General features: G+C 76.3%; 16 protein-coding genes. 8 read left to right on the top strand and 8 right to left on the bottom strand.

What is annotated here, in order from left to right; genetic code table 11:
• Nucleotides 1–12 precede the first annotated feature (12 nt).
• Genes AC0IVP_RS13505 through AC0IVP_RS13490 form a run of 4 tightly spaced genes read left to right on the top strand, consistent with a single transcriptional unit; the run spans nucleotide 13 to nucleotide 5,731 of the window.
• Nucleotides 13–726 (top strand): NYN domain-containing protein, encoded by a 714-nt coding sequence (locus AC0IVP_RS13505; protein ID WP_235564821.1) that lies wholly within the window; start codon nucleotides 13–15, stop codon nucleotides 724–726.
• Nucleotides 723–2,309, top strand: coding sequence for a phospholipase D-like domain-containing protein (locus tag AC0IVP_RS13500; RefSeq protein ID WP_471757156.1), 1,587 nt, complete (start codon nucleotides 723–725; stop codon nucleotides 2,307–2,309). The genes AC0IVP_RS13505 and AC0IVP_RS13500 overlap by 4 nt, the downstream gene beginning before the upstream one ends.
• Nucleotides 2,310–2,348: 39 nt before the next feature.
• Complete coding sequence (locus tag AC0IVP_RS13495; protein WP_471757154.1) at nucleotides 2,349–3,995, top strand: ATP-binding cassette domain-containing protein; 1,647 nt, start codon at nucleotides 2,349–2,351, stop codon at nucleotides 3,993–3,995.
• Nucleotides 3,992–5,731, top strand: a complete 1,740-nt coding sequence (locus AC0IVP_RS13490) for an ABC transporter ATP-binding protein (RefSeq protein ID WP_471757152.1) — start codon at nucleotides 3,992–3,994, stop codon at nucleotides 5,729–5,731. The genes AC0IVP_RS13495 and AC0IVP_RS13490 overlap by 4 nt, the downstream gene beginning before the upstream one ends.
• Before the next feature lie 96 nt (nucleotides 5,732–5,827).
• On the opposite strand, the gene AC0IVP_RS13485 is transcribed toward AC0IVP_RS13490, so the two are convergent.
• From AC0IVP_RS13485 to AC0IVP_RS13460, 6 genes are all read right to left on the bottom strand, one after another.
• Nucleotides 5,828–8,485 (bottom strand): lamin tail domain-containing protein, encoded by a 2,658-nt coding sequence (locus AC0IVP_RS13485; protein ID WP_471757150.1) that lies wholly within the window; start codon nucleotides 8,483–8,485, stop codon nucleotides 5,828–5,830.
• Nucleotides 8,486–8,674: 189 nt separating this feature from the next.
• Complete coding sequence (locus AC0IVP_RS13480; RefSeq protein ID WP_471757147.1) at nucleotides 8,675–9,394, bottom strand: GAF and ANTAR domain-containing protein; 720 nt, start codon at nucleotides 9,392–9,394, stop codon at nucleotides 8,675–8,677.
• A 33-nt stretch (nucleotides 9,395–9,427) separates the two neighbouring features.
• Nucleotides 9,428–11,176: a GAF domain-containing SpoIIE family protein phosphatase gene (locus AC0IVP_RS13475; protein WP_471757145.1), complete on the bottom strand. Its 1,749-nt coding sequence runs from the start codon at nucleotides 11,174–11,176 to the stop codon at nucleotides 9,428–9,430.
• Nucleotides 11,173–11,604: a DUF1905 domain-containing protein gene (locus tag AC0IVP_RS13470; protein WP_056296353.1), complete on the bottom strand. Its 432-nt coding sequence runs from the start codon at nucleotides 11,602–11,604 to the stop codon at nucleotides 11,173–11,175. Before AC0IVP_RS13470 ends, AC0IVP_RS13475 begins: the two co-directional genes overlap by 4 nt.
• Before the next feature lie 89 nt (nucleotides 11,605–11,693).
• Nucleotides 11,694–12,164, bottom strand: coding sequence for a (2Fe-2S)-binding protein (locus AC0IVP_RS13465; RefSeq protein WP_471757143.1), 471 nt, complete (start codon nucleotides 12,162–12,164; stop codon nucleotides 11,694–11,696).
• 13 nt (nucleotides 12,165–12,177) lie between these two features.
• On the bottom strand, nucleotides 12,178–14,445 hold the full coding sequence (locus tag AC0IVP_RS13460; RefSeq protein ID WP_200938960.1) for a xanthine dehydrogenase family protein molybdopterin-binding subunit: 2,268 nt from the start codon (nucleotides 14,443–14,445) through the stop codon (nucleotides 12,178–12,180).
• A 255-nt stretch (nucleotides 14,446–14,700) separates the two neighbouring features.
• On the opposite strand from AC0IVP_RS13460, the gene AC0IVP_RS13455 reads away from it, so the two are divergent.
• Nucleotides 14,701–15,282, top strand: a complete 582-nt coding sequence (locus AC0IVP_RS13455; RefSeq protein WP_471757141.1) for a GNAT family N-acetyltransferase — start codon at nucleotides 14,701–14,703, stop codon at nucleotides 15,280–15,282.
• 15 nt (nucleotides 15,283–15,297) lie between these two features.
• Here AC0IVP_RS13455 and AC0IVP_RS13450 read toward each other — a convergent pair whose 3' ends face one another.
• Nucleotides 15,298–16,434: a M23 family metallopeptidase gene (locus AC0IVP_RS13450; RefSeq protein ID WP_471757139.1), complete on the bottom strand. Its 1,137-nt coding sequence runs from the start codon at nucleotides 16,432–16,434 to the stop codon at nucleotides 15,298–15,300.
• Nucleotides 16,435–16,795: 361 nt separating this feature from the next.
• Here AC0IVP_RS13450 and AC0IVP_RS13445 point away from each other — a divergent pair, with 361 nt between their 5' ends.
• Complete coding sequence (locus AC0IVP_RS13445; RefSeq protein ID WP_471757137.1) at nucleotides 16,796–18,940, top strand: PP2C family protein-serine/threonine phosphatase; 2,145 nt, start codon at nucleotides 16,796–16,798, stop codon at nucleotides 18,938–18,940.
• A gap of 14 nt (nucleotides 18,941–18,954) precedes the next feature.
• Here the strand turns inward: AC0IVP_RS13445 and AC0IVP_RS13440 are convergent, their stop codons facing one another.
• Nucleotides 18,955–19,428, bottom strand: coding sequence for an ATP-binding protein (locus tag AC0IVP_RS13440; protein WP_471757135.1), 474 nt, complete (start codon nucleotides 19,426–19,428; stop codon nucleotides 18,955–18,957).
• A gap of 270 nt (nucleotides 19,429–19,698) precedes the next feature.
• Between AC0IVP_RS13440 and AC0IVP_RS13435 the strand changes: the two genes are divergently transcribed.
• Together AC0IVP_RS13435 and AC0IVP_RS13430 are read left to right on the top strand one after the other, a co-directional pair.
• Entirely contained in the window at nucleotides 19,699–21,426 is a 1,728-nt protein-coding gene (locus AC0IVP_RS13435; protein ID WP_471757133.1) for a P-loop NTPase family protein, read from the top strand.
• Complete coding sequence (locus AC0IVP_RS13430; RefSeq protein ID WP_471757131.1) at nucleotides 21,423–22,994, top strand: GTPase; 1,572 nt, start codon at nucleotides 21,423–21,425, stop codon at nucleotides 22,992–22,994. The genes AC0IVP_RS13435 and AC0IVP_RS13430 overlap by 4 nt, the downstream gene beginning before the upstream one ends.
• The last annotated feature ends 105 nt before the right edge of the window (nucleotides 22,995–23,099 follow it).

Here is a 23,099-nt window from a genome sequence, read left to right as displayed (position 1 = left end):
CACACTGCGGGGGTGACGGTGACCGCTGACCCCGACGTGCAGCCCGACGCAGACCCCGTCGTCCTCGACGCGACAGCCCCCGGCGCGGCCGGTCGCCCGGCCCTGGACCTGCTGGTCTGGGACGCCCCGAACATCGACATGACGCTGGCCACCGTGATCGGTGCCCGGCCGACCGCCGCCTCCCGCCCGCGCTTCGACGCGATCGCCGCCTGGTTCGTCGGCGGTGCCGGGGAGGCCGGTGCCGGCGGCGCCGACGACGTCGAGGCCTGTGTCTTCGCCAACGTCCCCCCGCAGCACGTCACCACCCTGCGCGGCTGGGTCGAGGCCCTGCGCAGCTTCGGCTACTCGGTCTTCGCCCGACCCAAGAGCCGCCCGGACGACGACATCGACCAGTCGATGCTCGACCACATCGAGGTCCGCGCGCACAGCCACCAGCTGCGCCGCCTCGTCGTGTTCTCCGGTGACGGCCGCAACTTCCGCGAGCCGCTGGAGGAGCTGGCCCGGGCCGGCACCGAGGTCGTCGTCGTCGCCTTCTCCGAGGTCGCCGGCTACGCCAGCACCTCGGACCTGCTGCACTTCGTGGACATCGAGGACGTGCCCGGCGCGTTCGCCGCCCCGCTGGACCGGGTCCGGCTGGACTCGCTGCCCGTGGACGGTGCCTGGCTGCGCCCGACCAAGAGCCTGCGGGACGCGGCCGCCACGTTCGCCAGCAAGCGCACCGCGTGAGCGACCAGGAGGCCCTGGACGGCGACGACACCGGCGACGGCACCGGCACCCGCACCGACCCGGTCACCGACGGCTTCTCCGCCGTCGTCCCCAGCCCGCGGGAGCCGGTGGACCCCGACCCGGTCCGCGGCAGCGTGCTGGTGCCGGGGGAGACGGTCTGGCGGATCGAGCGCGCCGACCAGCACGCCGTCTTCGTCGACGCCGCGGACTACTTCGCCACCCTCAAGCAGGTCGTGATGCGGGCCCGCCGGCAGGTGCTGTTCATCGGCTGGGACTTCGACCCGCGCATCCGGCTGGACCCCCGCACCCCCGGCAAGGGCCGCGACGACCGCGTCGGCCGGGTGCTGGAGGCCGCCGTCCAGCGCAACCCGGATCTGTTCGTCGGCGTCCTGCAGTGGGACCTGGGCATGCTCGAGGCGTTGGGCCGCGGCCTGGTGCCGATCGTGCTGCTCAACCGACGGACGTCGGACCGGTTCCAGATGAAGGTCGACGCGCACCACCCCCTCGGCGGCGCGCACCACCAGAAGATCGTCGTCGTCGACGACAGCCTGGCCTTCGCCGGCGGCATCGACGTCACCGCCGACCGGTGGGACGACTCCGAGCACCTGGACCGCAACCGGTACCGGCACCGCCCGCGGTCCCGTCGCCCCACCCAGCCCTGGCACGACGTCACCAGCCTGGTGTCCGGCCCGGCCGCCAAGGCGCTGGGCGACCTGGCCCGGCGCCGCTGGGCCGCCGGCACCGGCGAGCAGCTGGACCCGGTCGACGACGTCACCCACGAGTGGCCCGAGCAGGTGCCGGTGCTGCTGCACGACGTGGACGTCGCGATCTCCCGCACCCGGCCGGAGTTCCGGCAGTGGGAGCTGGTGCACGAGATCGAGGACCTGTGGCTGGCGATGATCGCCAGCGCGCAGACCTGCGTCTACATCGAGAGCCAGTACTTCGCCAACCGCCGGGTCGCCGAGGCGATCGCCGTGCGGCTGGGCGAGGAGGACGGGCCGGAGTTCGTCGTCGTCAACCCCGAGACGGCCGACGGCTGGCTCGAGGAGAAGGCCATGGGCACCGCCCGGGCCAAGCTGCTGGCGAAGGTCCGCGAGTCCGACGTGCACGGCCGGTTCCGGCTCTACGTGCCGGTCACCGCCTCCCGCACGCCGATCTACGTGCACGCCAAGGTCTGCGTCGTCGACGACCGGCTGCTGCGGATCGGGTCCTCGAACCTGAACAACCGCTCGATGGGCATGGACACCGAGTGCGACCTGACGATCGAGGCGACCGCGGACGACCCGCGCCGCGAGGAGATCGCCGGATCGGTGCTGGGCATGCGCGACCGGCTCCTCGCCGAGCACCTCGGGGTCGGTCCGGACGACGTCGCCGCCGCGATCGCGGCACACGACGGGTCGCTGGTGGCCGCCGTCGAGTCGCTGGTGCGCCCGGAGGGCCGGTCGCTGCAGCCCTTCGAGATCCCCGAGCAGGGGATCATCGACACGGTGCTGGCCGACACCGAGCTGCTGGACCCCGAGCACACGCCCAACCGCACCCAGCGGGTCGTCGCCCGGTTCCAGCGCCGCGGGCACCACGGCTGACACACAGCTGACCGACCCCGCGGGTTAGGGTCCCCTCACATGGACGGGGACCCGCGCACCGCCGGTGCGCTGCTGCGACGTGCTCTGCGGCGGCACCCCCGCCGGCTGGGCTGGTCGACTCTGCTGCTGTCGTTGCACCAGGCCTGCGAGGCGCTGGTGCCGGTGGCCATCGGGGTCACGATCGACCGCGCGGTGTCGACCGGGTCGGTGCCGGCGCTGCTGGCCTCCCTCGGCGGCACGGCGCTGCTGTTCCTGGTGCTGTCCCAGGCCTACCGCTACGGCGCGCGGCACGTGGTGACCGGCTGGTTCACCGAGACCCACCAGCTGCGGGTCGAGGTCGCCGCCCGGGTGCTGGACCCGCACGGGATCACCGACGCCCCGCCGACCGGCGAGCTGCTGTCCATCGCCACCTCGGACGCGGAGAAGGCCGGCCGGGTCATCGAGGCCGCCTCCATCGTCGTCGCCGGCACCACCGCGCTGGTCGTCTCGGCGGTCAGCCTGCTCACCATCAGCGTCCCGCTGGGCATCGGCGTGCTGGTCGGGACGCCGCTGCTGGTGGGCGCGCTCCAGCTGCTCTCGCCCTGGCTGACCCGGCGCACCGCCACCCAGCAGCGTGACGTCGCCCGCACCGCGGGCCTGGCCACCGACCTGGTCCGCGGCGTCCGGGTGCTGCGCGGCATCGGCGCCGAGGACGCCGCCACCGAGCGGTACCGGCGCACCAGCGGCGTCGCGCTGGCCTCCACGCTCCGCTCGGCCGGGGCCATCGGCACCTACCGCGGCGCCACCGTGCTCGGCAGTGGGCTGTTCCTGGCCGCCGTGGCCGGGGTCGCTGGGGCGCTCGCGCTGGACGGGCGGATGTCGGTCGGCGAGCTGGTCACCGTCGTCGGGCTGGCCCAGTTCCTGGCCGAGCCGGTCGGGCTGCTCGGCTTCGCCGGGCAGAAGGTCGCCGAGGCCCGCGCCTCCGCCGCCCGGGTCGTCGGCGTGCTCACCGCCCCGCCACTGCACCCGCCGGGTGCGCAGCCCGGCTCCGGCCCCGGCGCGCTCGCGCTCCCGGGCCTGGGGTTCCACGTGGAACCGGGCAGCACCGTCGGTGTCGTCGCCCCCGAGCCGGCGGATGCGGAGGCGCTGGTCGCCCTGCTGGCCGGCCGCCGCCCTGCCGCGCCCGGTGAGCTGCTGCTCGACGGGCAGGACGTCGCCGGGCTGGACCCGGCCGCCGTCCGGGCGCGGGTGCTGGTCGAGCCGCACGCGGTCGTGCTCTTCGAGGGCACCCTGCGCTCCGCCGTCGACCCGGCCGGTGCCGCCGACGACGACGCGCTGACCGCCGCGCTCACCGCCGCCGGCGCGGCCGACCTCGCCGACCTGGAGCTGCCGGTCTCCGACCGTGGCCGCTCGCTGTCCGGCGGGCAGCGCCAGCGGGTCGGCCTGGCCCGCGCCCTGCTGGCCCGCCCCGACGTGCTGGTCCTGCACGACCCGACCACCGCCGTGGACGCGGTCACCGAGGAGGAGATCGCCGCCGGGCTGACCGGCCTGCGGCACGGTCGGACGACGGTGCTGGTCTCCAGCAGTCCCGCGCTGCTGGGTCGCTGCGACCGGGTGGTCGTCCTCCGCGAGGGCGCCGTGGACGCCGCCGGCACCCACGCCGAGCTCACCGCCCACCCCGCCTACGCCGCGGCGGTGCTCCGGTGAGCGCGGTCGAGGTCGACCCGGTGCTGCTGCCGATCGCCACCGGCCGGCGCGCGGGCCGGGTCGTCTGGGAGCACCTGCGGGCCCGTCCCGTCGTCACCGCGCTCACCGCGCTGTCCGCCGTCGCCGCCTCGGCCGCCGGGCTGGTCGCCCCGGCCGTGCTGGGTGCCCTGGTCGACGCGGTCACCGCGGCCCAGGGGCGCTCGGTCTGGCCGTTCGTCTGGGCGCTGCTGGGGTCCGCGCTGCTGGTCGCCGTCCTCACCGGGCTGTCCGCGGTGCTCATCGGCCGGCTGGGGGAGACCGTGCTGGCCCGGCTGCGCGAGTCCGTCGTGGACCGCGCGCTGCACCTGTCCTCGGCCCGGCTGGACGCCGTCCGTGGCGGGGACCTCCTCTCCCGCGTCGGGGACGACGTCGCCAAGGTCGCCGACGCGGTCACCGGCGCGCTGCCCCAGGTGGCCGGCGCCGGGCTCACCGTGCTGCTGACCGTGGTCGGGCTGGGCGCCCTGGACTGGCGGCTGGCGCTGGCCGGGCTGGTCGCCATCCCGCTCTACGTGCTCGCGTTGCGCTGGTACCTGCCGCGCTCGGCCCCGCGGTACGCCGCCGAGCGGGTGGCGATGGGCGAGCGCTCGCAGGCCCTGGTCAGCTCGGTCCAGGGCGTGGAGACGGTGCACGCCTACGCCGACGAGCAGCGCCACCGCGACGTCGTCACCGACCGCTCGGCACGGTCGTTGGGCCTCACGCTCGGGGTGTTCCGGCTGTTCACCGACTTCGGCTGGCGGATGAACCGGGCCGAGTACGTCGGCCTGGCCGCCGTCCTCGGGGTCGGGTTCTGGCTGGTCCGGGACGACGCCGTCACCGTCGGTGCGGTGACCACGGCGGCGCTGCTGTTCCACCGGCTCTTCGGCCCACTGGGGCTGCTGCTGTTCACCTTCGACGACGTGCAGTCCGCCGGCGCCTCGCTGGTGCGGATGGTCGGGGTGGCGGACCTGCCGGCCGGCCCGGTGCGGGAGGTCCCGCGGACGCCGGACCGCCCGGCGGTCCAGCTGCGCGGGGTCTGGCACTCCTACGGCGGCCCCACCGTCCTCGCCGACGTCGACCTGACGCTGGCGCCGGGCGAGCGGGTCGCCCTGGTCGGTGCCTCCGGTGCCGGCAAGACCACCCTGGCCGGGGTGCTGGCCGGCGGCCTGGAACCCACCGCGGGCACCGTGCTGCTGGACGGCCGGGCCGTCGAGGACCTGCGCGACCACGTCGGGCTGGTCAGCCAGGAGGTGCACGTGTTCGCCGGTCCGCTGGTCGACGACGTGCGGCTGGCCCGGCCCGACGCCACCGACGCCGACGTCGCCGCGGCGCTGGCGGTCGTCGGGGCCGGCTGGGTGGCGGCGCTGCCCGAGGGCCTGCACACCCCGGTCGGGGAGGGCGGCCGCGAGCTGACCGCCCCGCAGGCCCAGCAGCTCGCCCTGGCTCGCCTCGTGCTCGCCGACCCGCCGGTGGCCGTGCTCGACGAGGCCACCGCCGAGGCGGGCAGCGCCGGCGCCCGGGACCTGGAGGACGCCGCGTTGGCCGCCACCGCCGGCCGCACCACGCTGGTCGTCGCGCACCGGCTCACCCAGGCCGCCCGTGCCGACCGGGTGGTGGTGCTGGCCGCCGGCCGGGTCGTGGAGCAGGGCACCCACGCCGAGCTGGTCGCCGCCGGCGGCCGCTACGCCCGGCTCTGGTCGGCCTGGAGCGCCCGGGGCTGAGCGCCCGGCACGCGACGCTGCACGCGACGACGGCCGTGGTCCCCGGGTGCGGGGGCCACGGCCGTCGTGCGGGTGCGGTGCGGTGCGGGCGCAGCGTCAGGCGCGGCGACGCCCCCCGACGACCGCGCCGGCCCCGGTGAGCACCAGCAGGCCGGCCAGTGCGGCCCAGGTGCCGACCTCGGCGCCGGTGCTGGCCAGCGCCGCCGGGGTGCCCGGACGGGGTCCGGCGACGGGCTGGGTCGCCGGCCGGGTGACCGGCGGGGTCACCGGCTGCACCGGCGCAGGCTGCACCGTGCCCGGCTGGCTCGTGCCCGGCTGGGGCGTGCCCGGCTGGGTCGGGCCGGGGTGCGTCGGGCCGGGGTGCGTCGGGCCGGGCTGCGTCGGGCCGGGCTGCGTCGGGCCGGGGCCGGGCGGGGTGCCCGGTCCGCCGGCGCCCGGCTGCTCACCAGGGGGGCCCTCGCCCCCGGGGTGCTCACCGCCGGGGTTCTCACCGCCCTCGTCGACGCAGGACAGCGTGCCGGTGCGCAGCGAGAAGCCGTCGGTGTCCGCGTCGTCGGCGTAGAACGTCGTCCGGACGCCGTCGACGCAGGTCGCCTCGGTGTCGACCGCGAAGCCCTCGTTGGCCAGCCCCGGGTCGGCGTCGGCCGGCGGGAGGAACTGGGCGGCCTCGGTGAAGGCGCCGTCCGTCAGCTCGAAGAGCGCCGTGCGCCCGCCGCACGCCTCGTCGCAGACCACCCACAGGGCGCCCAGGTCGGCGTCGAACTGGACGTCGGCGACCAGGTCGAAGCCGGTCGGGACGGTGGCGACCCGGTCGGCCGAGCCGTCCTCGGACAGTGCGTAGGCGTACACGGCGGCGGTGCCCTCGACGCCCACCAGGAACAGCCCGTCCCCGTGGCCGGGGTACCGGGCCGGGTCGTAGGCGGCGCCGGTGGAGGCGTCCAGCAGACCGCCGGCCGTCAGGAACGAGTCCGGCACCCAGGTGATGCCCTCCAGGCCCGCGTTGGCGCCCAGTCCGGGGAAGTCCGGGGCCAGCGCCCACTCCCGGGTGGCGGTCAGCGTGCCGCCGACGCCGGTGGGCTCGTAGCGCAGCACCGAGGGCCGGCTGACCGAGCCGACCGAGTTGTCCCGCTCGCTGGAGACGTAGACCCCGCCCGCAGCGGAGTCGTCGGCGACGGTGACGCCCTCGGCGTCGACCACGCCCGCGCCGCCGCCGGGGTAAGCCAGCGTCCACGGCTCGCCGACCGTCCAGCCGCCCGCGCCGTCGGAGACCGCCCGGTAGAGCAGGCCGTCGCCGTTCTGCACCGCCCACAGCGTGCCCGGCGCGGCGGTGCCCGAGGGCTCGACGTCCAGGCCGCTCAGGTCACCGGAGAAGGTGCCCTCCGCGTCGACCGGGGTCTCCTCCGGGCCGCCGGGCCAGGGCAGCGGCGCGCCCTCGCAGGCGTTCGCGGTGCCCTTGGTCGGGGCCAGCGTCGTGCCGAGGTCACCGGTGCCGTCCGGGCAGCGGCCCCAGGTGGTGGTCGCGTGCGCCGTCCAGGCGTAGGAGTCGACCTCGGTGCCGGCGGCGTCGGTGAGCGTCACCGAGTCCGCACCGCCCAGGCCGTAGCCCAGCTGGTCCAGCACCAGGAACCCGCCCGGGGCGAGGGTGCTGCCGGCCGGGAGCACGGAGCGCCCGCCGCCGGCGTCGGTCAGCGCGTAGCCCGAGACGTCGACCGCGGTGGCGCCGATCGAGGTCAGCTCCACCCAGTCGCCGGGCTCGCCGTCCTGGGACTCGACCTCGTTGACCCGGACCGGCGAGGAGCAGTCGTTCGCCTCGCCCTTGGTCGAGCGGGTGGTGTCGACCAGGTCGCCGGTCCCGTCGGGGCAGCGGCCCCAGCTCACCGTGGCGTGCGCCGGCCACGAGTACGAGGCGGCCGGCGCGCCGGTGCGGTCGAACAGGCGGGCGGAGTCGGCGTTGCCCAGCCCGAAGTCGAAGCCGGCCGGGTTCGAGCCGCTGGCCTGGTCGACGACGAGGAAGCCGCCGGGGGTGACCACGGAGCCGGCCGGGAGGGTGTACGGCACCCGGCTGTCGTCGTCGTCGCGGAAGGTGAAGCCGCTGACGTCGACCGGGCTGTCCCCGGTGGTGGTCAGCTCCACCCAGTCGGTGTCGTCGCCGTTGGACTCGACCTCGTTGACCACCAGCGCGCCGGGCACGGCGGGCACGGTGGGCGGGGTGGTGGTGGGCGGGGTGGTGGCGGGAGGGGTGCAGTCGTTCACCTCGCCGCGGGTGGCGGCGCCGGTGACGACGAACGCGCCGGTGCCCTCCGGGCAGCGGCCCCAGGAGGTCGCCGGCTGGGTGGGCCAGGAGAACGAGTCCAGCAGCGTGGTGCCGTCGGCGGCGAACAGCCGGGCGGCGTCGGCCTTGCCCAGGCCGAAGCCCGCCTCGCCCAGTGCGTCGGCGTCCGTGTCCAGGACGACGTGGCCGCCCGGGGTCAGCACGGTGCCCGCGGGCACGACCACCCCGTGGTCGTCCGCGTCGTCGCGCAGCACGAGGCCCGAGGCGTCCTGCGGGGTGGCGGTCGTGTTGACCAGCTCGACCCAGTCGGCGGAGGGGTCCACCTCGTTGACGGCGATGCCGGTGGGGGCCGCTGCGGCAGCGGCCTGCGGGTCGGGGGAGGGGCCGGCCGCCGAGGCGGGGACGGCGGCGCCGAGCACCAGGCTGCCGGCCAGGCAGACCAGCGCGGTACCGAGCACGCCGGTCCGGGGGAGGGGTCGCATCGTGGGGTGGGTCCGTTCGCCGAGGGTCGTGACCGGTCGAACCTGTCGACACCGGACGACCGGCAGGTGAACGGGGCGCGGGCAGCAGGTGCCGGCCGCCGTGACACACGCCATGGGCGTCCAGGTGGCTCTCCGTGACCGGCTGGGTACGGCGATCTGCACCGGCACGCCCGCGGGGACGGCCGGGTGTCAACCCTCCCTGCGGGGCAGCGAGCCGGTGGTGCTCAGCTCCTCCGCGACGTCCCACAGCCGCCGGTTGGTCAGCGAGGAGGAACGGACCAGCATCGCGAACGCCTGGTCGGCGGTCGTCTTGTACCGCTCCATGAGGATGCCCTTGGCCTGCCCGATGAGGTCCCGGTGGTCGATGGCCGAGCGCAGGTGGTGCTCGTGCTGGGCGCCGGCCAGCGCGACCGCCGCGTGGCCGGCCAGCAGCCGGCCGTGGTCGACCGACTGGTCGTCGAAGGCCCGGGGCGCGGCGGAGTACAGGTGCATGGCACCCAGTTCGTCGCCGCTGACGTACAGCCGGAAGCAGAGCATGCTGCCCACCCCGGCCTCGGCGGCCGCTGCTGCGAACGCCGGCCAGCGCCCGTCGGTGGCGACGTCGTCGACGCGGACGGCCTCCTGGTCCCAGACCACGTCCATGCACGGCCCCTGGCCCAGGCGCTCCTGCAGGGCGTCCACGACCACCGGCAGCCGGCTGGAGGACGCCCGCGGCTGCACCCGGGACCGCTCCAGGACCAGGCTGATGCCGCAGTGCTGCGCACCGGGGACCGCGTCCACCGCCGTGGTCGCGATGGCCTGCAGGGTGGCCCCCACGTCCCCGTGTTCCTGCTGCAGTTCCCGGGCGATGCGGCTCATCACCGCGCCGAGCGAGGAGTCCGGCGAACCGGTCCGATCCGTTCCGGTCATCTGCGCACCGTAGTCACCCCGGCGCGCCGGCCGTCAGCCCGCGGGCGCGGATCGGACCGCCAGCAGTGCGATGTCGTCGTCCCGACCGTGGGCCAGGTCGCCGAGCAGGCCGTCCAGCAGCTCGTCCAGCGGCTGGTGCCGGCGGGTGTGCACGGCTGCCAGCAGCGAGGCGGTGCCGACGTCGAGGTCCTGGGTGCGGCTCTCCACCAGGCCGTCGGTGTAGAGCAGCAGCGTGCTGTCCGGCGGCAGGTCGACCACGTGGTCGGTGCGCGGCACCGCGAGGTCCAGGCCGAGCAGCATCTCCGGCCGGGTCTCCAGCAGCTCGACCCGGCCGTCGGCGTGCAGCAGCACCGGCGGCGGGTGGCCGGCGTTCGACCAGCGGAGCCGGCCGTCGGCCTCGACCCGGGCCACCACGACGGTGGCCAGCGTCCCGACCCCCAGCCCGGCGGCGGTGGTGTCCAGCCGGGTCAGCGTGGACGCCGGGGGCTCCTCACGGTCGTGTGCCAGACCGCGGAGCAGGGTGCGCAGCTGGCCCATCGCTGCCGCGGCCGACATGTCGTGCCCGGTGACGTCGCCGATCGCCAGCACGGTGGTGCCGTCGGGGGTGATCAACGCGTCGTACCAGTCGCCACCGACCTGTTGCTCGGCCGAGGACGGCACGTAGCGGGCGGCCAGCTGCAGGTGCGTGGGCGCCGGGAGGTCGGTGAGCATGGCCAGCTGCAGCGTCTCGGCGGTGCTCCGGCGGTCCTCCAGCAGCATCGCGCGCTGCAGGCCCTGGCTGACGAAGCCGGCGAAGGCGCGGGCCGTCGTCCGGACGTCGGTGTCCAGCTCGCGCGCCACCGGCCAGCTCAGGCTCAGCACGCCGGTGACCCCGGGGCCCAGGTCCAGCGGCAGGTGCAGGTCGGCCTGCCAGGTCTCCGGCAGCCGGCCGGCCAGGCCCGGGAAGGCGGCCAGCAGCTCGCCGGCGTCGCGGTGCTGGCGCTCCACCCGGTCGGCCAGGGTGCGCGCCGCGGGGTGGTCGGCGTCGACCGAGACGCCGCGCCAGGCGGCCCGGCTGGCCGCGGTGAGCTCCTCGACCGCGAGCGGGCGCAGCTCCCGGGTGTGCTCGGTGGCCAGGCAGACGACCGCGGTGTCCGCGCCGAAGCCCTGACCGGCCAGCCGGCCGACGGCGGCGCCGATCTCGGTGGTCGTGGTCGCCTGGTTGAGCAGGCTCGAGGTGCGCAGCAGCATGCGGGCCTGCCGGCCGCGTTCGGCGAGCACCGTCGCGGTCTGCTCGGTCCGGGCCTGCAGCTGGCGCAGCTGGAGCTCCGAGGAGCACGCCGCCGCCAGGTCGGTGAGGACCGCGATCTCCAGCGCCGTCCAGGCGTGCGGCTGGTGGTCGATGGCGCACAGCGACCCGATGACGTCGCCGTCGACGTCGGTCAGCGGGATGCCGGCGTAGCCGATGACCCCGAGGTCCGGGATCGCCAGGTTGTGCACGACCAGCGGGTCGAGCCGGGCGTCGGCGATCACCAGCGGCTCGCGGGAGGTCACCACGTGCTGGCAGAAGGAGTGCGTGAGCGGGGTCGTGCGGGTGGTGGCCCACGGTTCGGGGAGTCCGACCGCGCCCGGGAAGACCTGCCGGTCCTCGTCGACCAGGCTCACCAGGCTGACCGGCACCCCCAGCTGGTGGCGGACCAGCCGGGCGAACCGCTCGAACGCCTCGTCCGGGATCGGCGGCAACGGCGTCCGGCGGGGGAGCCGCACGACGGCGTGCGGTGCCGTCCGGTCGACGGCCGTCACGCGCTCAGCGCCACGGCGACGGCGGCGATCCGCCGGGCCCGCGTCTCGGGGGTCTTCGCGGAGCCGACGGAGACGACGTGCGCCTTCTGCCGGGACGGGGACAGCGCGGCGAAGGCGGCCCGCTGCGACGCGTCCAGGACCTCGGCCAGCTCCGCGGGCAGCTCGACGGTGCGCGGGGCGGTGTCCACCACCAGGTCGACCAGCACGTCGTCCCCGGCGGAGACGCCGGCGGCGGTGCGGTGCTCGGCGGCCAACGGGATGAGGTGCTGCCCGCCCATGACGGCCAGGGTGCTCGGGTAGCTGTACCCGGCCAGGGTCACCGTGACCGGCGCCCGTGCGCCGGCGCCCAGTGCCTCGACGACGTCGGCCGGCACGACCAGACCGGTGGCGGTCTTGCCGGCCAGCAGCACGGTCGAACGGAACTCCATGGGCCACAGTCTGCCGCACGAAGGGCTTCTCCAGGGCCCCGGAAGCGCCGCTTCCCCCGGACGGCGGCGCCGTCCGGGGGAACGGGCGCTCACATGGCGGCGGCGGCCGCCTTGATGGCCTCCCGGATGCGCGAGTACGACCCGCACCGGCAGACGTTCTCGATGGCGTCGATGTCGGCGTCCGTGGGGTTCGAGGTGCGCCGCAGCAGCGCCACGGCGGCCATGATCTGGCCGGGCTGGCAGTACCCGCACTGGGCGACGTCGCGCTCCAGCCAGGCCTCCTGGACCGGGTGCAGCTCGTCCGGGTCGTCGGACCAGGTGCCGGCCAGCCCCTCGATGGTCGTCAACTCACGGCCGGCGACGTCGGCGGTCGGCGTGACGCAGGGGTTGATCGCCTCGCCGTCCAGGTGGCTGGTGCAGGCCTTGCACACGTCGATCCCGCAGCCGTACTTCGGCCCGGTGACGCCGAGCTTGTCGCGCAGCGCCCACAGCAGCGGGAGGTCGGCGGGGGCGTCGACGGTGACGGTCTCCCCGTTGAGCTGGAAGGTGTAGTTGGGCATGTCGTCTCCTGGCTCAGCGGGGGAAGGGGTCGAAGTCGACCGGGAAGTTCACCGGGAAGCTGCGCGGCTTGGTGCCGGTGGCCCGGGCGTAGGCGTTCGCGATCGCACCCACGGCGGCCGGCACGCCGAGCTCGCCGGCCCCGCCGGGCTCGCCGTTGGCCGGCATGACGAAGACCTTCGTCTCCAGCGGGCTCTCGGCCTGCCGGGTGTAGTGGAACTGCGAGTAGCTGCCCTCCAGCGGGAGGCCGGCGTCGATGTGCAGCCCGGCGCGGAACGTCGTCCCGATGGCGTCGGTGAGGCCGCCGATCAGCTGGGACTCCAACCCGCGCGGGTTGATCGGGCGGCCCACGTCGGCGGCGATGGTCGCCTTGGTGACCCGCGGGTTGCGCGGGTCGCGGGCGTCGACCTCGACCAGGATCGCGGTGCACGACTTGTACTCGGCGTGGAAGGCGATGCCCTGCGCGGTGCCCCGCGGCATGGTCTTGCCCCACTGGCCCTCGGCGGCGACCTTGTCCAGCACCGCGCGGTAGCGGTCCTCCTTGAGGAACTCGCGGCGGAAGGCGAGCGGGTCCTTGCGCATCTTCGCCGCGATCTCGTCGATGACGATCTCCTCGGCGCCCCGGGTGTTCGCCGAGTAGACCGAGCGCCACGACCCGGTGTGCATCTGCAGCGGCACCTCGTTGAGCAGCTGCGTCGTCACCCCCAGGTGGTACGGGGAGTGGATCGTCGTCAGGAAGATCGTCTGGGCGAAGCTCAGGTTCCCGGCCACCGGCAGGCTGGCCGCGGTCGCGGTGAGGATCTCGCCCAGGCCGTGCTTGGTGTCGGTCTCCACGCTGGCGACGCGGTGCTCGAAGCTGACCACCTGGCCCAGTGCCACGGTCGCGCGGACCCGGTGGAAGCTGGCCGCGCGGGCCCGGCCGTGCCGCATGTCGTCGATCCGGGACCACATCAGCTTCACCGGCCGCCCCGCGGCCTTCGAGATCCGGGCCGCCTCCAGGGCGGCGTCGAAGAACAGCCGGCGGCCGAACGAGCCGCCGCCCTGCGTGACGTGCACGGTGACGGCGGACTGCGGCAGGCCCAGGTCGGCGGCGATGGCCTGCTGGGCGACGATCGGGGACTTCAGCCCCGACCAGATCTCGGCCTTCCCGCCCGCCACGTCAGCCACGGCGGAGTTGGTCTCCATCGGCGCGTGGCTGACGGTGGCGAAGTCGAACTCGGCGTCCACGGTCGTGGACAGCAGCGGCGGGACGACGAAGGGCAGCGCCGCCCCGCGGAGCTTGGCCTTGATCGTCTCGTCGTCCTCCCCGTCCACGGTGCCGGGGCCCCAGGTGACCTGCAGGGCCTCCTTGGCGTCCAGCGCCTGGCCGAAGGTCTCGGCCAGCACGGCGACCCCGGTCGGGATCGTGACGACGTCGACCACCCCGGGCATCGCCTTGACCGCGGCCAGGTTCGCGACCGACCGCACGGTGCCGTTGATGGACGCCGGGCGGCGGACCATGGTGGGCAGCGCGCCGGGGACGACGTCGAGGTCCAGCGTGTAGTCCATCTGGCCGGTGACCATCTTGCGGGCGTCGACCCGGTTGGTCGGGGTGCCCACGAGCTTCGCGGCCGAGGCCGGCTTGGGGGTGGCCAGCACGACCGACAGCGACGGGCTCGCCGCGGCGGCGGACAGCTCGCCGTAGGTGGCGGTCCGGCCGTCGGGGGCGGTGACGACGCCGTCGGTGACGGTGAGGCCGACGGTCGTGGTGCCCCAGCGGGCGGCGGCGGCGGCCAGCAGCCGGGCGCGGGCCTGGGCGGCGGCGGACCGGACCGGCCCGTAGACGCTGCGGATGGTGTTGGACCCGCCGGTGAGCTGGTTGAACAGCAGCTCGGGCCGGGAGTCGGCCAGGGTGACGTCGACCCGGTCCAGCGGGACGTCGAGCTCGTCGGCCAGCAGCATGCCGACCGCGGTGGTGATGCCCTGGCCGACCTCGGCGCGGGGCAGGGCCAGGCCGACGCGGCCGGCCTCGTCGACGGTGACCACGATGAGCCCGGAGGTGGGCGCACCGGCCAGGATCAGCACGTCGCCCAGGTCCAGGATCTCGGCCGGGCCGGGCAAGGAGGGGACGACGGCGTTCGCGACGCCGGGGGCGACGGCGTCGGCGCCCAGGCGGGCGGCGACGGCCAGGGTCGGTGCGGCGACCAGGTAGGTGAGGAAGCGGCGGCGGCTGTGCGACCGGCGCTCCCCCTCGGACTGCCCCTCGGCGGGGAGCGGGACGGACTCGGACGTTTCCAGACTCACAGGTGACCCCTTCGTCAGCTGCAGCGGTTCCGGTGGGCGGCCGGGGTGCTGGGGTGGGTCCCGGCGGCGGTGCGCTGTCCCGGGGGTCGCCCGTCACGCGCACGCACCTACGCACGGTCAACGCACAGGCGCCGCCCGGGTCACGGTCGTCCTCCACCTTTCTGGTCGTGCAACGGAACTCCTGGAGCGGGAACCGCAGCTCGTGATCGACTCCCCTGGAGGGGACCGCGGACGCGGTGCGGGCATGATCGCGCCGTGGCCGACTGGTTCGAGCGCGTCTCCCTGACCGGATCCCGCGTGCACCTGGTGCCGCTGGGCCCCGAGCACGCCACCGGCTGGCTGGCGGGGCTGACCGGCCCGGTCGCCGAGCACCTGTCCATCGGCCCACCGGCCGACCGGGCGGGCGCGCTGGACCAGATCGCCACCGCGCTGACCCAGGCCGACCGGGTGCCGTTCGCCCAGCTGTCACCGGCGGGGGAGTTCCTCGGCTCGACCTCGTTCTACGACGTGGACCCGGGCAACCGGTCGCTGGCGGTCGGCTACACCTGGCTGGCTGGGACCGCGCAGCGCAGCGGGGTGAACCGGGAGGCCAAGCGGCTGTTGCTCACCCGGGCGTTCGACGAGCTGGGTGCGGTCCGCGTCGTGTGGCACACCGACGAGCGCAACGCCCCGTCCCGGGCCGCCATCGCGGCGCTGGGCGCGGTCGAGGAGGGCCGGTTGCGCAAGCACCGCCGTCGCCGGGACGGGACCTGGCGGACGACGGTGCAGTTCGCGATGACCGACGAGGACTGGCCGGTCGCCCGCGAGGCGCTCACCCGGGGGCTGGCGACGGGCTGACCCGCCGCCCGCGCCTCAGGTGCAGGAACCCACGCTGACCCCGCGGGCGCTCAGCCACGCGACCGGGTCCCGGCGCTCGGCGTAGAGCCCGCCGTAGTGCGTCTCGACGTGCAGGTGCGGCCCAGTCGACTGGCCGCGGTTGCCCACGGTCGCGATCTGCTGCCCGGCGGTCACCACCTGGCCGGCACGCACGGTGAAGGTGTCCACGTGGCCGTAGAGGCTGATCACGCCGTCGGGGTGCTGGACGTAGACGGCCTGGCCGAAGCCGTTGGCCGGCCCGGCCTGCAGCACGACGCCGTCCTCGGGGACGTAGATCGGCGTGCCGATCGGTGCGGCGATGTCGATGCCGTAGTGCGTCGTGCCCCAGCGGTTGCCGTAGCAGGAGGTGACCCGGCCGGTGACCAGTGAGCCGGTCCCGGCGCTCGCGACGACGGTGGCCTGCTCGGCCTGGGCGGCGGCGACCTCGGCGGCGTCGGCGACGCCCTGGGCCTCCAGCAGCGCGGTCTGGGCGGCCAGCAGCTCGGTCTCCAGTGCCGCCCGCTCGGCGGCGACCTCGTCGTAGGAGGCCTGGGTGGCGGCCAGCTGGTCCTGGGCAGCGACGTCGGCCGCGGCCGCGGCGGCGGCCGCGGCGTCCAGCGCGGTGACCGCGTCCCGAGCGGCGCGGTCCGCGTCCTCCTGGTCGGCCTGCACGGCCTCGACGGCCTCCAGCCGCTCGGACCGGTCCACGCCCAGCTGCTCGAGCGTGGTCGCCCGCTGCAACAGCTCCTCGGGGCCCTCGGCGCCCAGCAGCACCTCTGCGTCGCCCAGGGTCTGCCGGCCCATGAAGGCCTCCCGGCCCAGCGTGGCGACGTCGGCCTCGGCGACCGCGGTGGCGGCCTGGGCGGTCTGCAGCTGGGCGGCGGTGGTCGCGGCGGCGGTCTGTGCGGCGACCAGCTGGTCCTGCGCGGCCCGGTCGGCGTCGGCGGCGGCCTCGGCGGTGACCGTGGCCCGGGCCAGCTCCTCCTCGGCGGCGGCGACCAGCGCCGAGACCCGGTCCACCTCGGCGGTGGCGGCGGCCACGGCGGAGGCGTCGACCGGGGCGGCGACGGCGGCGGGCGCGGCGAGCCCGCTGAGGGTCACCGTCGCGAGGACGGCGACGAGCGTCGTCAGCACCCGGCGTCGACGAGGGGGCAGATCGTGGCGCAGGGCGAGCAGGACGGGCCTCCGGGGGCGCTGTGGCGTGCTGGCCGTCAGGGTGACGACGCGACATGACGCTGTGACGGATGGTGTGGCTGGGACCCGTGGGCCCCACCGACCGTAACCGCACCCCGGGTCGGATGTCACGGCCAGGTCACGGACGGGGGACGGGACGGTCCCGTGCGGGGTGCCTGTGCACGGCGGCTGGGCGACCGGGCCCCGTCGAACTACGATCGGTCGTGTGCGGTCTGATGACACGGGACTGCGCCCCGAGTCGTCTGTCGGGGTCCCCGCGTCGACCTCCGGTCCGGCCCGCCGGGGTCCCGGCCCCGCGGCCGTGGCGCAGCAGGACGAGGTGCTGGGTGCTGCGGCGGCCGGCCTGTCCGGCGACCCCGCCGGGGTGCGGTCGCTGCCGCGCGTCCTCGGTGACGCCCCGGTCGCCGTCGTCCTCATCGACCGCGCGAGCGCGCAGGTCACCTACGCCAACTCCGCCGCATGGGAGCTCGCCGGGGACGTGCCGCTGCCGGTCGGCGCCGACGCCTGGGGCACCGCCGCCGGACTGACCGACCTCGACGGCCGCCCGCTGGCCGGCACGGACGGACCCCTCACCCAGCTGGCCGCGGGCCAGCCGGTCGCCGGACAGGCGGTCCGCCGCAGCGTGGCCGGCGATCCCGACCAGCTGCTCTGGGTCACCGGCTTCCCGCTGGCCCCCGACGAGGGCTCGCTGTCCCTGGTCGTCCTGCTCGGCGTGGACGACGAGGGTGGCGACGCCGGCACGGACCTGCTGCTGCAGTCGCTGCGCGAGCGCGCCGTCGTGGCCACCGACATCTGCTTCACCATCAGCGACCCGCGCCGCCCCGGGAACCCGCTGGTCTGGGTCAACCCCTCCTTCACCCGGGTCACCGGGTACTCCGCCGAGGAGTCCGTGGGGCGCAACTGCAGCTTCCTGCAGGGACCGGCCACCGACCCGGCCGCGGTCGACGCCATCCGGGCCGGCATCGCCGCCCGCACCCAGACCACGGTGACGCTGCTCAACCACCGCAAGGACGGCACCGCGTTCTGGAACCAGCTGTCCATCAGCCCGGTGCTGGACGGGCGCGGCGAGCTGGTCAGCTTCGTGGGCGTGCAGTCCGACGTCACCCAGCGGGTGTTGCTGGAGACCGAGCGCGAGGCGGCGCACGCCGCCGAGCGGGCCGCCCGCCGGGAGTCCGAGCTCGCCCAGGACCGGCTGCGGCTGATGGCCGAGGCGACCAGCCAGCTCTCCAGCACCCTGGACACCACCGTGCTGCTCGACCGGCTGGCCCGGCTGTGCGTTCCGTTGCTGGCCGACTGGGTCTTCATCGCCCGGCTGGACGGCGACGGCGTGGTCGACGAGGTGGCCGTGCACCACACCGGCGTCCCCGTCGAGCAGCTGGTCGACATCCGGACGGCGTTCCTGGGCCGGCACCTGCCCGACTCGGCGCCCGGCCGGGCCGCGGTGGAGTCGGGTCTGCCGGTGGTCCTGGGCGGGCTGCGGCCCGAGACGATGACCGGCTACACCCGGGGGCTGGACGGCCGGCTGCTGGCCGAGCTGGGCACCCGGTCGCTGCTGGCGGTCCCGCTCCCGGCGCGTGGGGGGACCCGGGGCGTGCTGACCCTCATGCGCGGCATCGACGACGGGTTCAGCCCCGCCGACGTGGACCTGGCCCAGGACCTGGGCCGGCGGGCCGGCCTGGCGCTGGACAACGCCCGGCTCTACCAGCAGGAGGCCTCGGTCGCCGAGACGCTGCAGCGGTCCCTGCTCCCCGAGCTGCCCGAGATCCGGGGCGTGCGGGCCGCCGCCCACTACACCGCGGCCTCGGCGGCGGCGGCGGTGGGCGGGGACTTCTACGACCTCCTGGAGCTGCCCGGTGACCGGGTCGGTCTGGTCATCGGCGACGTGGCCGGGCACGACCTCAACGCCGCGGCGACCATGGGGCAGCTGCGCGGTCTCATCCGGGCCGCCTGCTGGGACCGGGACGCCCCGGACGCCGCCGAGGTGCTCACCCGGGTCGACCGGCTGGTCGACGTGCTCTCCGTGCCAGGGCTGGCGACCGCCGTCCACCTGCGGGCGCACCGCCCGGCCGAGCCCGGGGGGCCCTGGCGGGTCGAGTGCTCCAACGCTGGTCACCCGCCGGTGCTGCTGCGCACCCCCGACGGCGCGGTCGCCCCGCTGACCCCCGAGCACGACCTGCTGCTGGGCGCCGACGCCGGGGCCCGCCGCCGCGTCGTCACCACGACGGTGCCGGCCGGCAGTCAGCTGGTCGGCTTCACCGACGGGCTCATCGAGCAGCCCGAGGACGACGGCCCCGAACGGGACACCGACCTGGGCACGGCGCGGCTGACCGCGTTGCTGGCCGACCTGCCCGTGGGCGCACCGGTCGAGGTCGTGGCCGACGCGATGGCCGGCCTGGTCACCAGCCGGCTCGACGACGTCGCCTTCCTGGTCGTCGAACTCGGCTGAGCGCCCGCGCGGGGTCAGGCCCGGGAGCCCCGCGGGGTCGGTGCCCCGCCCACCGGCACGCCGGAGGTCAGCTGGGCCCAGACGGTCTTGCGCTCGGCGTCCACCGCGTAGCCGTAGCGGACCGACAGCTGGGCCACCATCGGCAGGCCCATGCCGCCCAGCGCGGGGTCGCGGTCGACGGCGGGGACCGGGGGCCGGTCGGGGGACTCGTCGGACAGCGTCAGCAGCCAGCCCTGCCGGGTGGCCACGATGACCGCCTCGACCGCGCCGCCGCCGTGGCGCAGCGCGTTGGAGGCCAGCTCCTCGAAGGCCAGCAGCAGGCCCTCGCGGGCGTCCTCGGTGGAGGAGGAGGTCAGCGACGGGTGGGCCAGGCGGGCCCGCAGGTCCATCCGGACGCGCGAGGCGTCGTGCACGCTGGGCAGCTGCCAGCGCCACACGTCGCCGGGGACGTCGGGCACCGGTGCCGCCGGCCAGGTCTGGCTGTCCACGTGTCCTCCTCGGGGTGGCTCGTCGACCGCGCGTGCGGGGGTGCCGACTCCCTGCGTCCGGTCGTGGAGCTCGCTCACGGAGGTCCTCCTCGGCTCGAAGGCTGTACGGGCCCATCCTGGGGGACGGTGGCCCGACGCGCACACGGAAGGCACGGATCCGTTCCGTCACCGCCCTCCGGTGCGTCGGTGCTGGTGGGACGCGCGGGACCGCGGAGCGCCGCCGGGCCGGCACGAGGTGCCGCCGGGCCCGCCGACCGGGAGGATCGCCCCGTGACGCCCACGAGCCCGGCCGGAGACCACGGGGTGCCCGCGTCCCCCGCGCCCGACCTGGCCGCTGCGGTTCAGCAGCTGCGCGACCGGGTCGCCGCCGTCCCGCTGGTGCTGGCCACCCCCGGCCGGGACGCCGCCGCGCGGACCGCCCGGGCCGTCGTCGACCAGGTGGACGACTACCTGCTGCCCCGGCTGCGCGACCTGGACGCACCGCTGCTGGCCGTCGTCGGCGGCTCGACCGGGGCCGGCAAGTCCACGCTGGTCAACAGCCTGCTCGGGGAGCAGGTCACCACCCCCGGCGTGCTCCGTCCGACCACCCGCTCCCCGGTGCTGGTCTGCGCCCCGGACGACCGGGCCGCCTTCGCCGACGACCGGGTGCTGCCCGGGCTGGCGCGCACGACCGGGGGGTCGGCGGGCGCGGGCTCGGTGCAGCTGGTGGTCTCCGCCCGACTGCCCCCGGGCCTGGCCCTGGTGGACGCCCCGGACGTGGACAGCGTCGTGGAGGCCAACCGGGACCTGGCCGGCCAGCTGCTGTCGGCCGCGGACCTGTGGGTCTTCGTCACCACCGCCTCCCGGTACGCCGACGCGGTCCCGTGGGACCTGCTGCGCACCGCGGCCGACCGGGGCACCGCCCTCGCGGTGGTGCTGGACCGGGTGCCGCCGGAGGCCGCCGCCGAGGTCAGCGCCGACCTGGCCGGGATGCTGCAGCGCGCGGGCCTCGCCCAGGCCCGGCTCGTCGTGGTGGAGGAGCGACCGCTGGTCGAGGGCCGGCTCCCCGAGGACCAGGTGGGCGCCCTGCGGTCCTGGCTGCACGGCCTGGCCGCGGACGCCGGGGCCCGGGCCGAGGTGGTCCGGCAGACCCTGGTCGGTGCGCTGGCCAGCCTCGACGACCGGGTGGCCGTGGTCGAGGCCGAGGTCACCGAGCAGACCGCCGCGGCGACGGCGCTGCGCGGGGCCGCCGACGCCGCGCACGCCCAGGCCCGCGACGACGTCGACGACGGCGTCCGCAGCGGCACCCTGCTGCGCGGGGAGGTGCTGGCGCGCTGGCAGGAGTTCGTCGGCACGGGGGAGTGGATGCGGTCCATGCAGGCCGGCATCGGCCGGTTGCGGGACCGGGTGACCGCGGCCCTGACCGGCCGGCAGACCCCGGCCGAGGACCTCACCGTCGCCCTGGAGTCCAGCGTCGAGCACCTGCTCCGCTCCGCCGCCGACGACGCCGCCGAGCGCACCGTCACCGCGTGGCGCTCGCTGCCCGGCGGTGGTCCGCTGGTCGCCGGCCGCGAGCGGGAGCTGTCCACGGTCTCGCCCGGCTTCACCGAGGCCGCCGCGGACGCCGTCCGGGGCTGGCAGGGTGCGGTCCTGGAGCTGGTCCGCGGTGAGGGTGCGGGCAAGCGGTCCCGGGCGCGGGTGCTGTCCTGGGGTGTCAACGGGGCGGGTGCGGTGGTGATGGTCGCGGTCTTCGCCCAGACGGCGGGGCTGTCCGGGGCCGAGGTCGCCGTCGCCGGTGGCACCACGGTCGTCGGGCAGAAGGTGCTGGAGGCCGTGTTCGGCGACTCCGCCATCCGTCAGCTCGCCGACCGGGCCCGCGCCGACCTCGACGAGCGGGCCGCCGCGTTGCTCCACGTGGAACAACGCCGCTTCGACGAGCTGCTGGCCGGCGCAGCCACCCCGCAGGACGCCACGGGCCTGCGCGCCGCCGTGGCCGACCTGGCCCGGGTCCGGCGGTGAGCCGCCGGGAGCTGCCGCTGGCCGACCGGCTGTCGGCGCTGCGCGACGCGGTCGAGGTGGCCGAGGGCCGGCTCGACGTCCCGGAGGTGGGCCGGGCCCGGCAGCTGCTGGCCAAGGCCGGGGCCCGTCAGGCGCTCGGGGACGCCACCGTGGTGGCGCTCGCCGGGGCGACCGGCAGCGGGAAGTCCACCCTGTTCAACGCGCTGTCCGGCAGTGAGGTCAGCACCCCCGGGGTGCGCCGGCCGACCACCGGGGTCGCACACGCCACGGTGTGGGCAGCCGACGACTCCGCCGACCGGCTGCTCGACTGGCTGGAGGTCCCGCGCCGGCACCGGCACGCCCCCGACCCGGCGCTGGACGGCCTGGTGCTGCTGGACCTGCCCGACCACGACAGTGTCCGGCTGGAGCACCGCCTGGAGGTGGACCGGCTGGTCGAGCTGGTCGACGTCCTGGTCTGGGTGCTGGACCCGGAGAAGTACGCCGACGCGGCCGTGCACGACCGCTACCTGAGGCCGTTGGCCGGGCACAGCGGGACGCTGCTGGTCGTGCTCAACCAGGTCGACCGGCTCGACGACCCCGCGGCGGCGGCCTGCCTGGCCGACCTGCGCCGGCTGCTGGACGCCGAGGGACTGGCCGACACCGAGCTGCTGGCGGTCAGCGCACGCACCGGGGACGGCCTGCCCGGGCTGCGCTCCCGGCTGGCCGAGCGGGTCGCCGCACGCCGTGCCGCGGCGCTGCGGCTGACCGCCGACGTCCGGGGGGTGGCGACCGCGCTGGCGGCGCACTGCGGCTCCTCCGGTCGCACGTCCGACGCCGACCGGGGCTCCCTCACCCGGGCGCTGGGCGACGCGGCCGGGGTGCCGGCGGTGGTCGCGGCCGTGGAGCGCTCGACGGTCCGGGCCGGCACCGCGCAGACCGGCTGGCCCGTCGTCCGGTGGCTGGGGAAGCTCCGCCCGGACCCGCTGGGCCGGCTGCACCTGGGGTCCGCCGACGCGCGCAGCTCGCTGCCGGCGGCCGGGGCCGTCCAGCAGGCGGCCGTGGCGACGGCGGTCCGGCGCGCCCGGGACACCGCCGGGGCCGGGCTGCCGGTGGCCTGGACCGACGACCTGCGGCGCACCGTCGAGGTGCACTCCGACCGGCTGACCGATCGGCTGGACCGGGCCGTGACCGGCACCGACCTGGGGTCCGAGCGCACCCCGCTGTGGCAGCGCGGGGTCGGCGCACTGCAGTGGCTGCTGGTGGCCACCGCCCTGGTCGGGGCGCTGTGGCTGCTGGCCCTGGTGGCGCTGGGCTGGCTGCAGCTCGACGACGTCGTCCCGCTGCCCCGGGTGGAGGGCCTGCCGGTCCCCACCGTGCTGCTGGTGGGCGGGCTGCTGGCCGGGGCCCTGCTGGCGTTGCTGTGCCGGCCGCTGGTCGCGCTCCGGGCCCGCCGCCGGGCTCGGCGGGCCCGGCGGCGGCTGGAGGACGCGGTGGCCGAGGTCGGCCGGGTCGAGGTCCTGGAGCCACTCGCCGAGACCGGTGCCGACCACGACCGGTTCTGCGCCGCCGTCACCCGCGCCGGGAGCTGATGCCCCCGGCCGCACAGCCGGCCGGAGTACACAGGCGCCAGGTCGCCGGTACGGGGCTCAGGTCCACCCGGTCGAACACACGGGCGGGTGGACCGCCCGGCCGGC

Source organism: Klenkia sp. AC732 (assembly GCF_979256525.1).
This window is presented reverse-complemented; position numbering and strand designations above follow the sequence as displayed.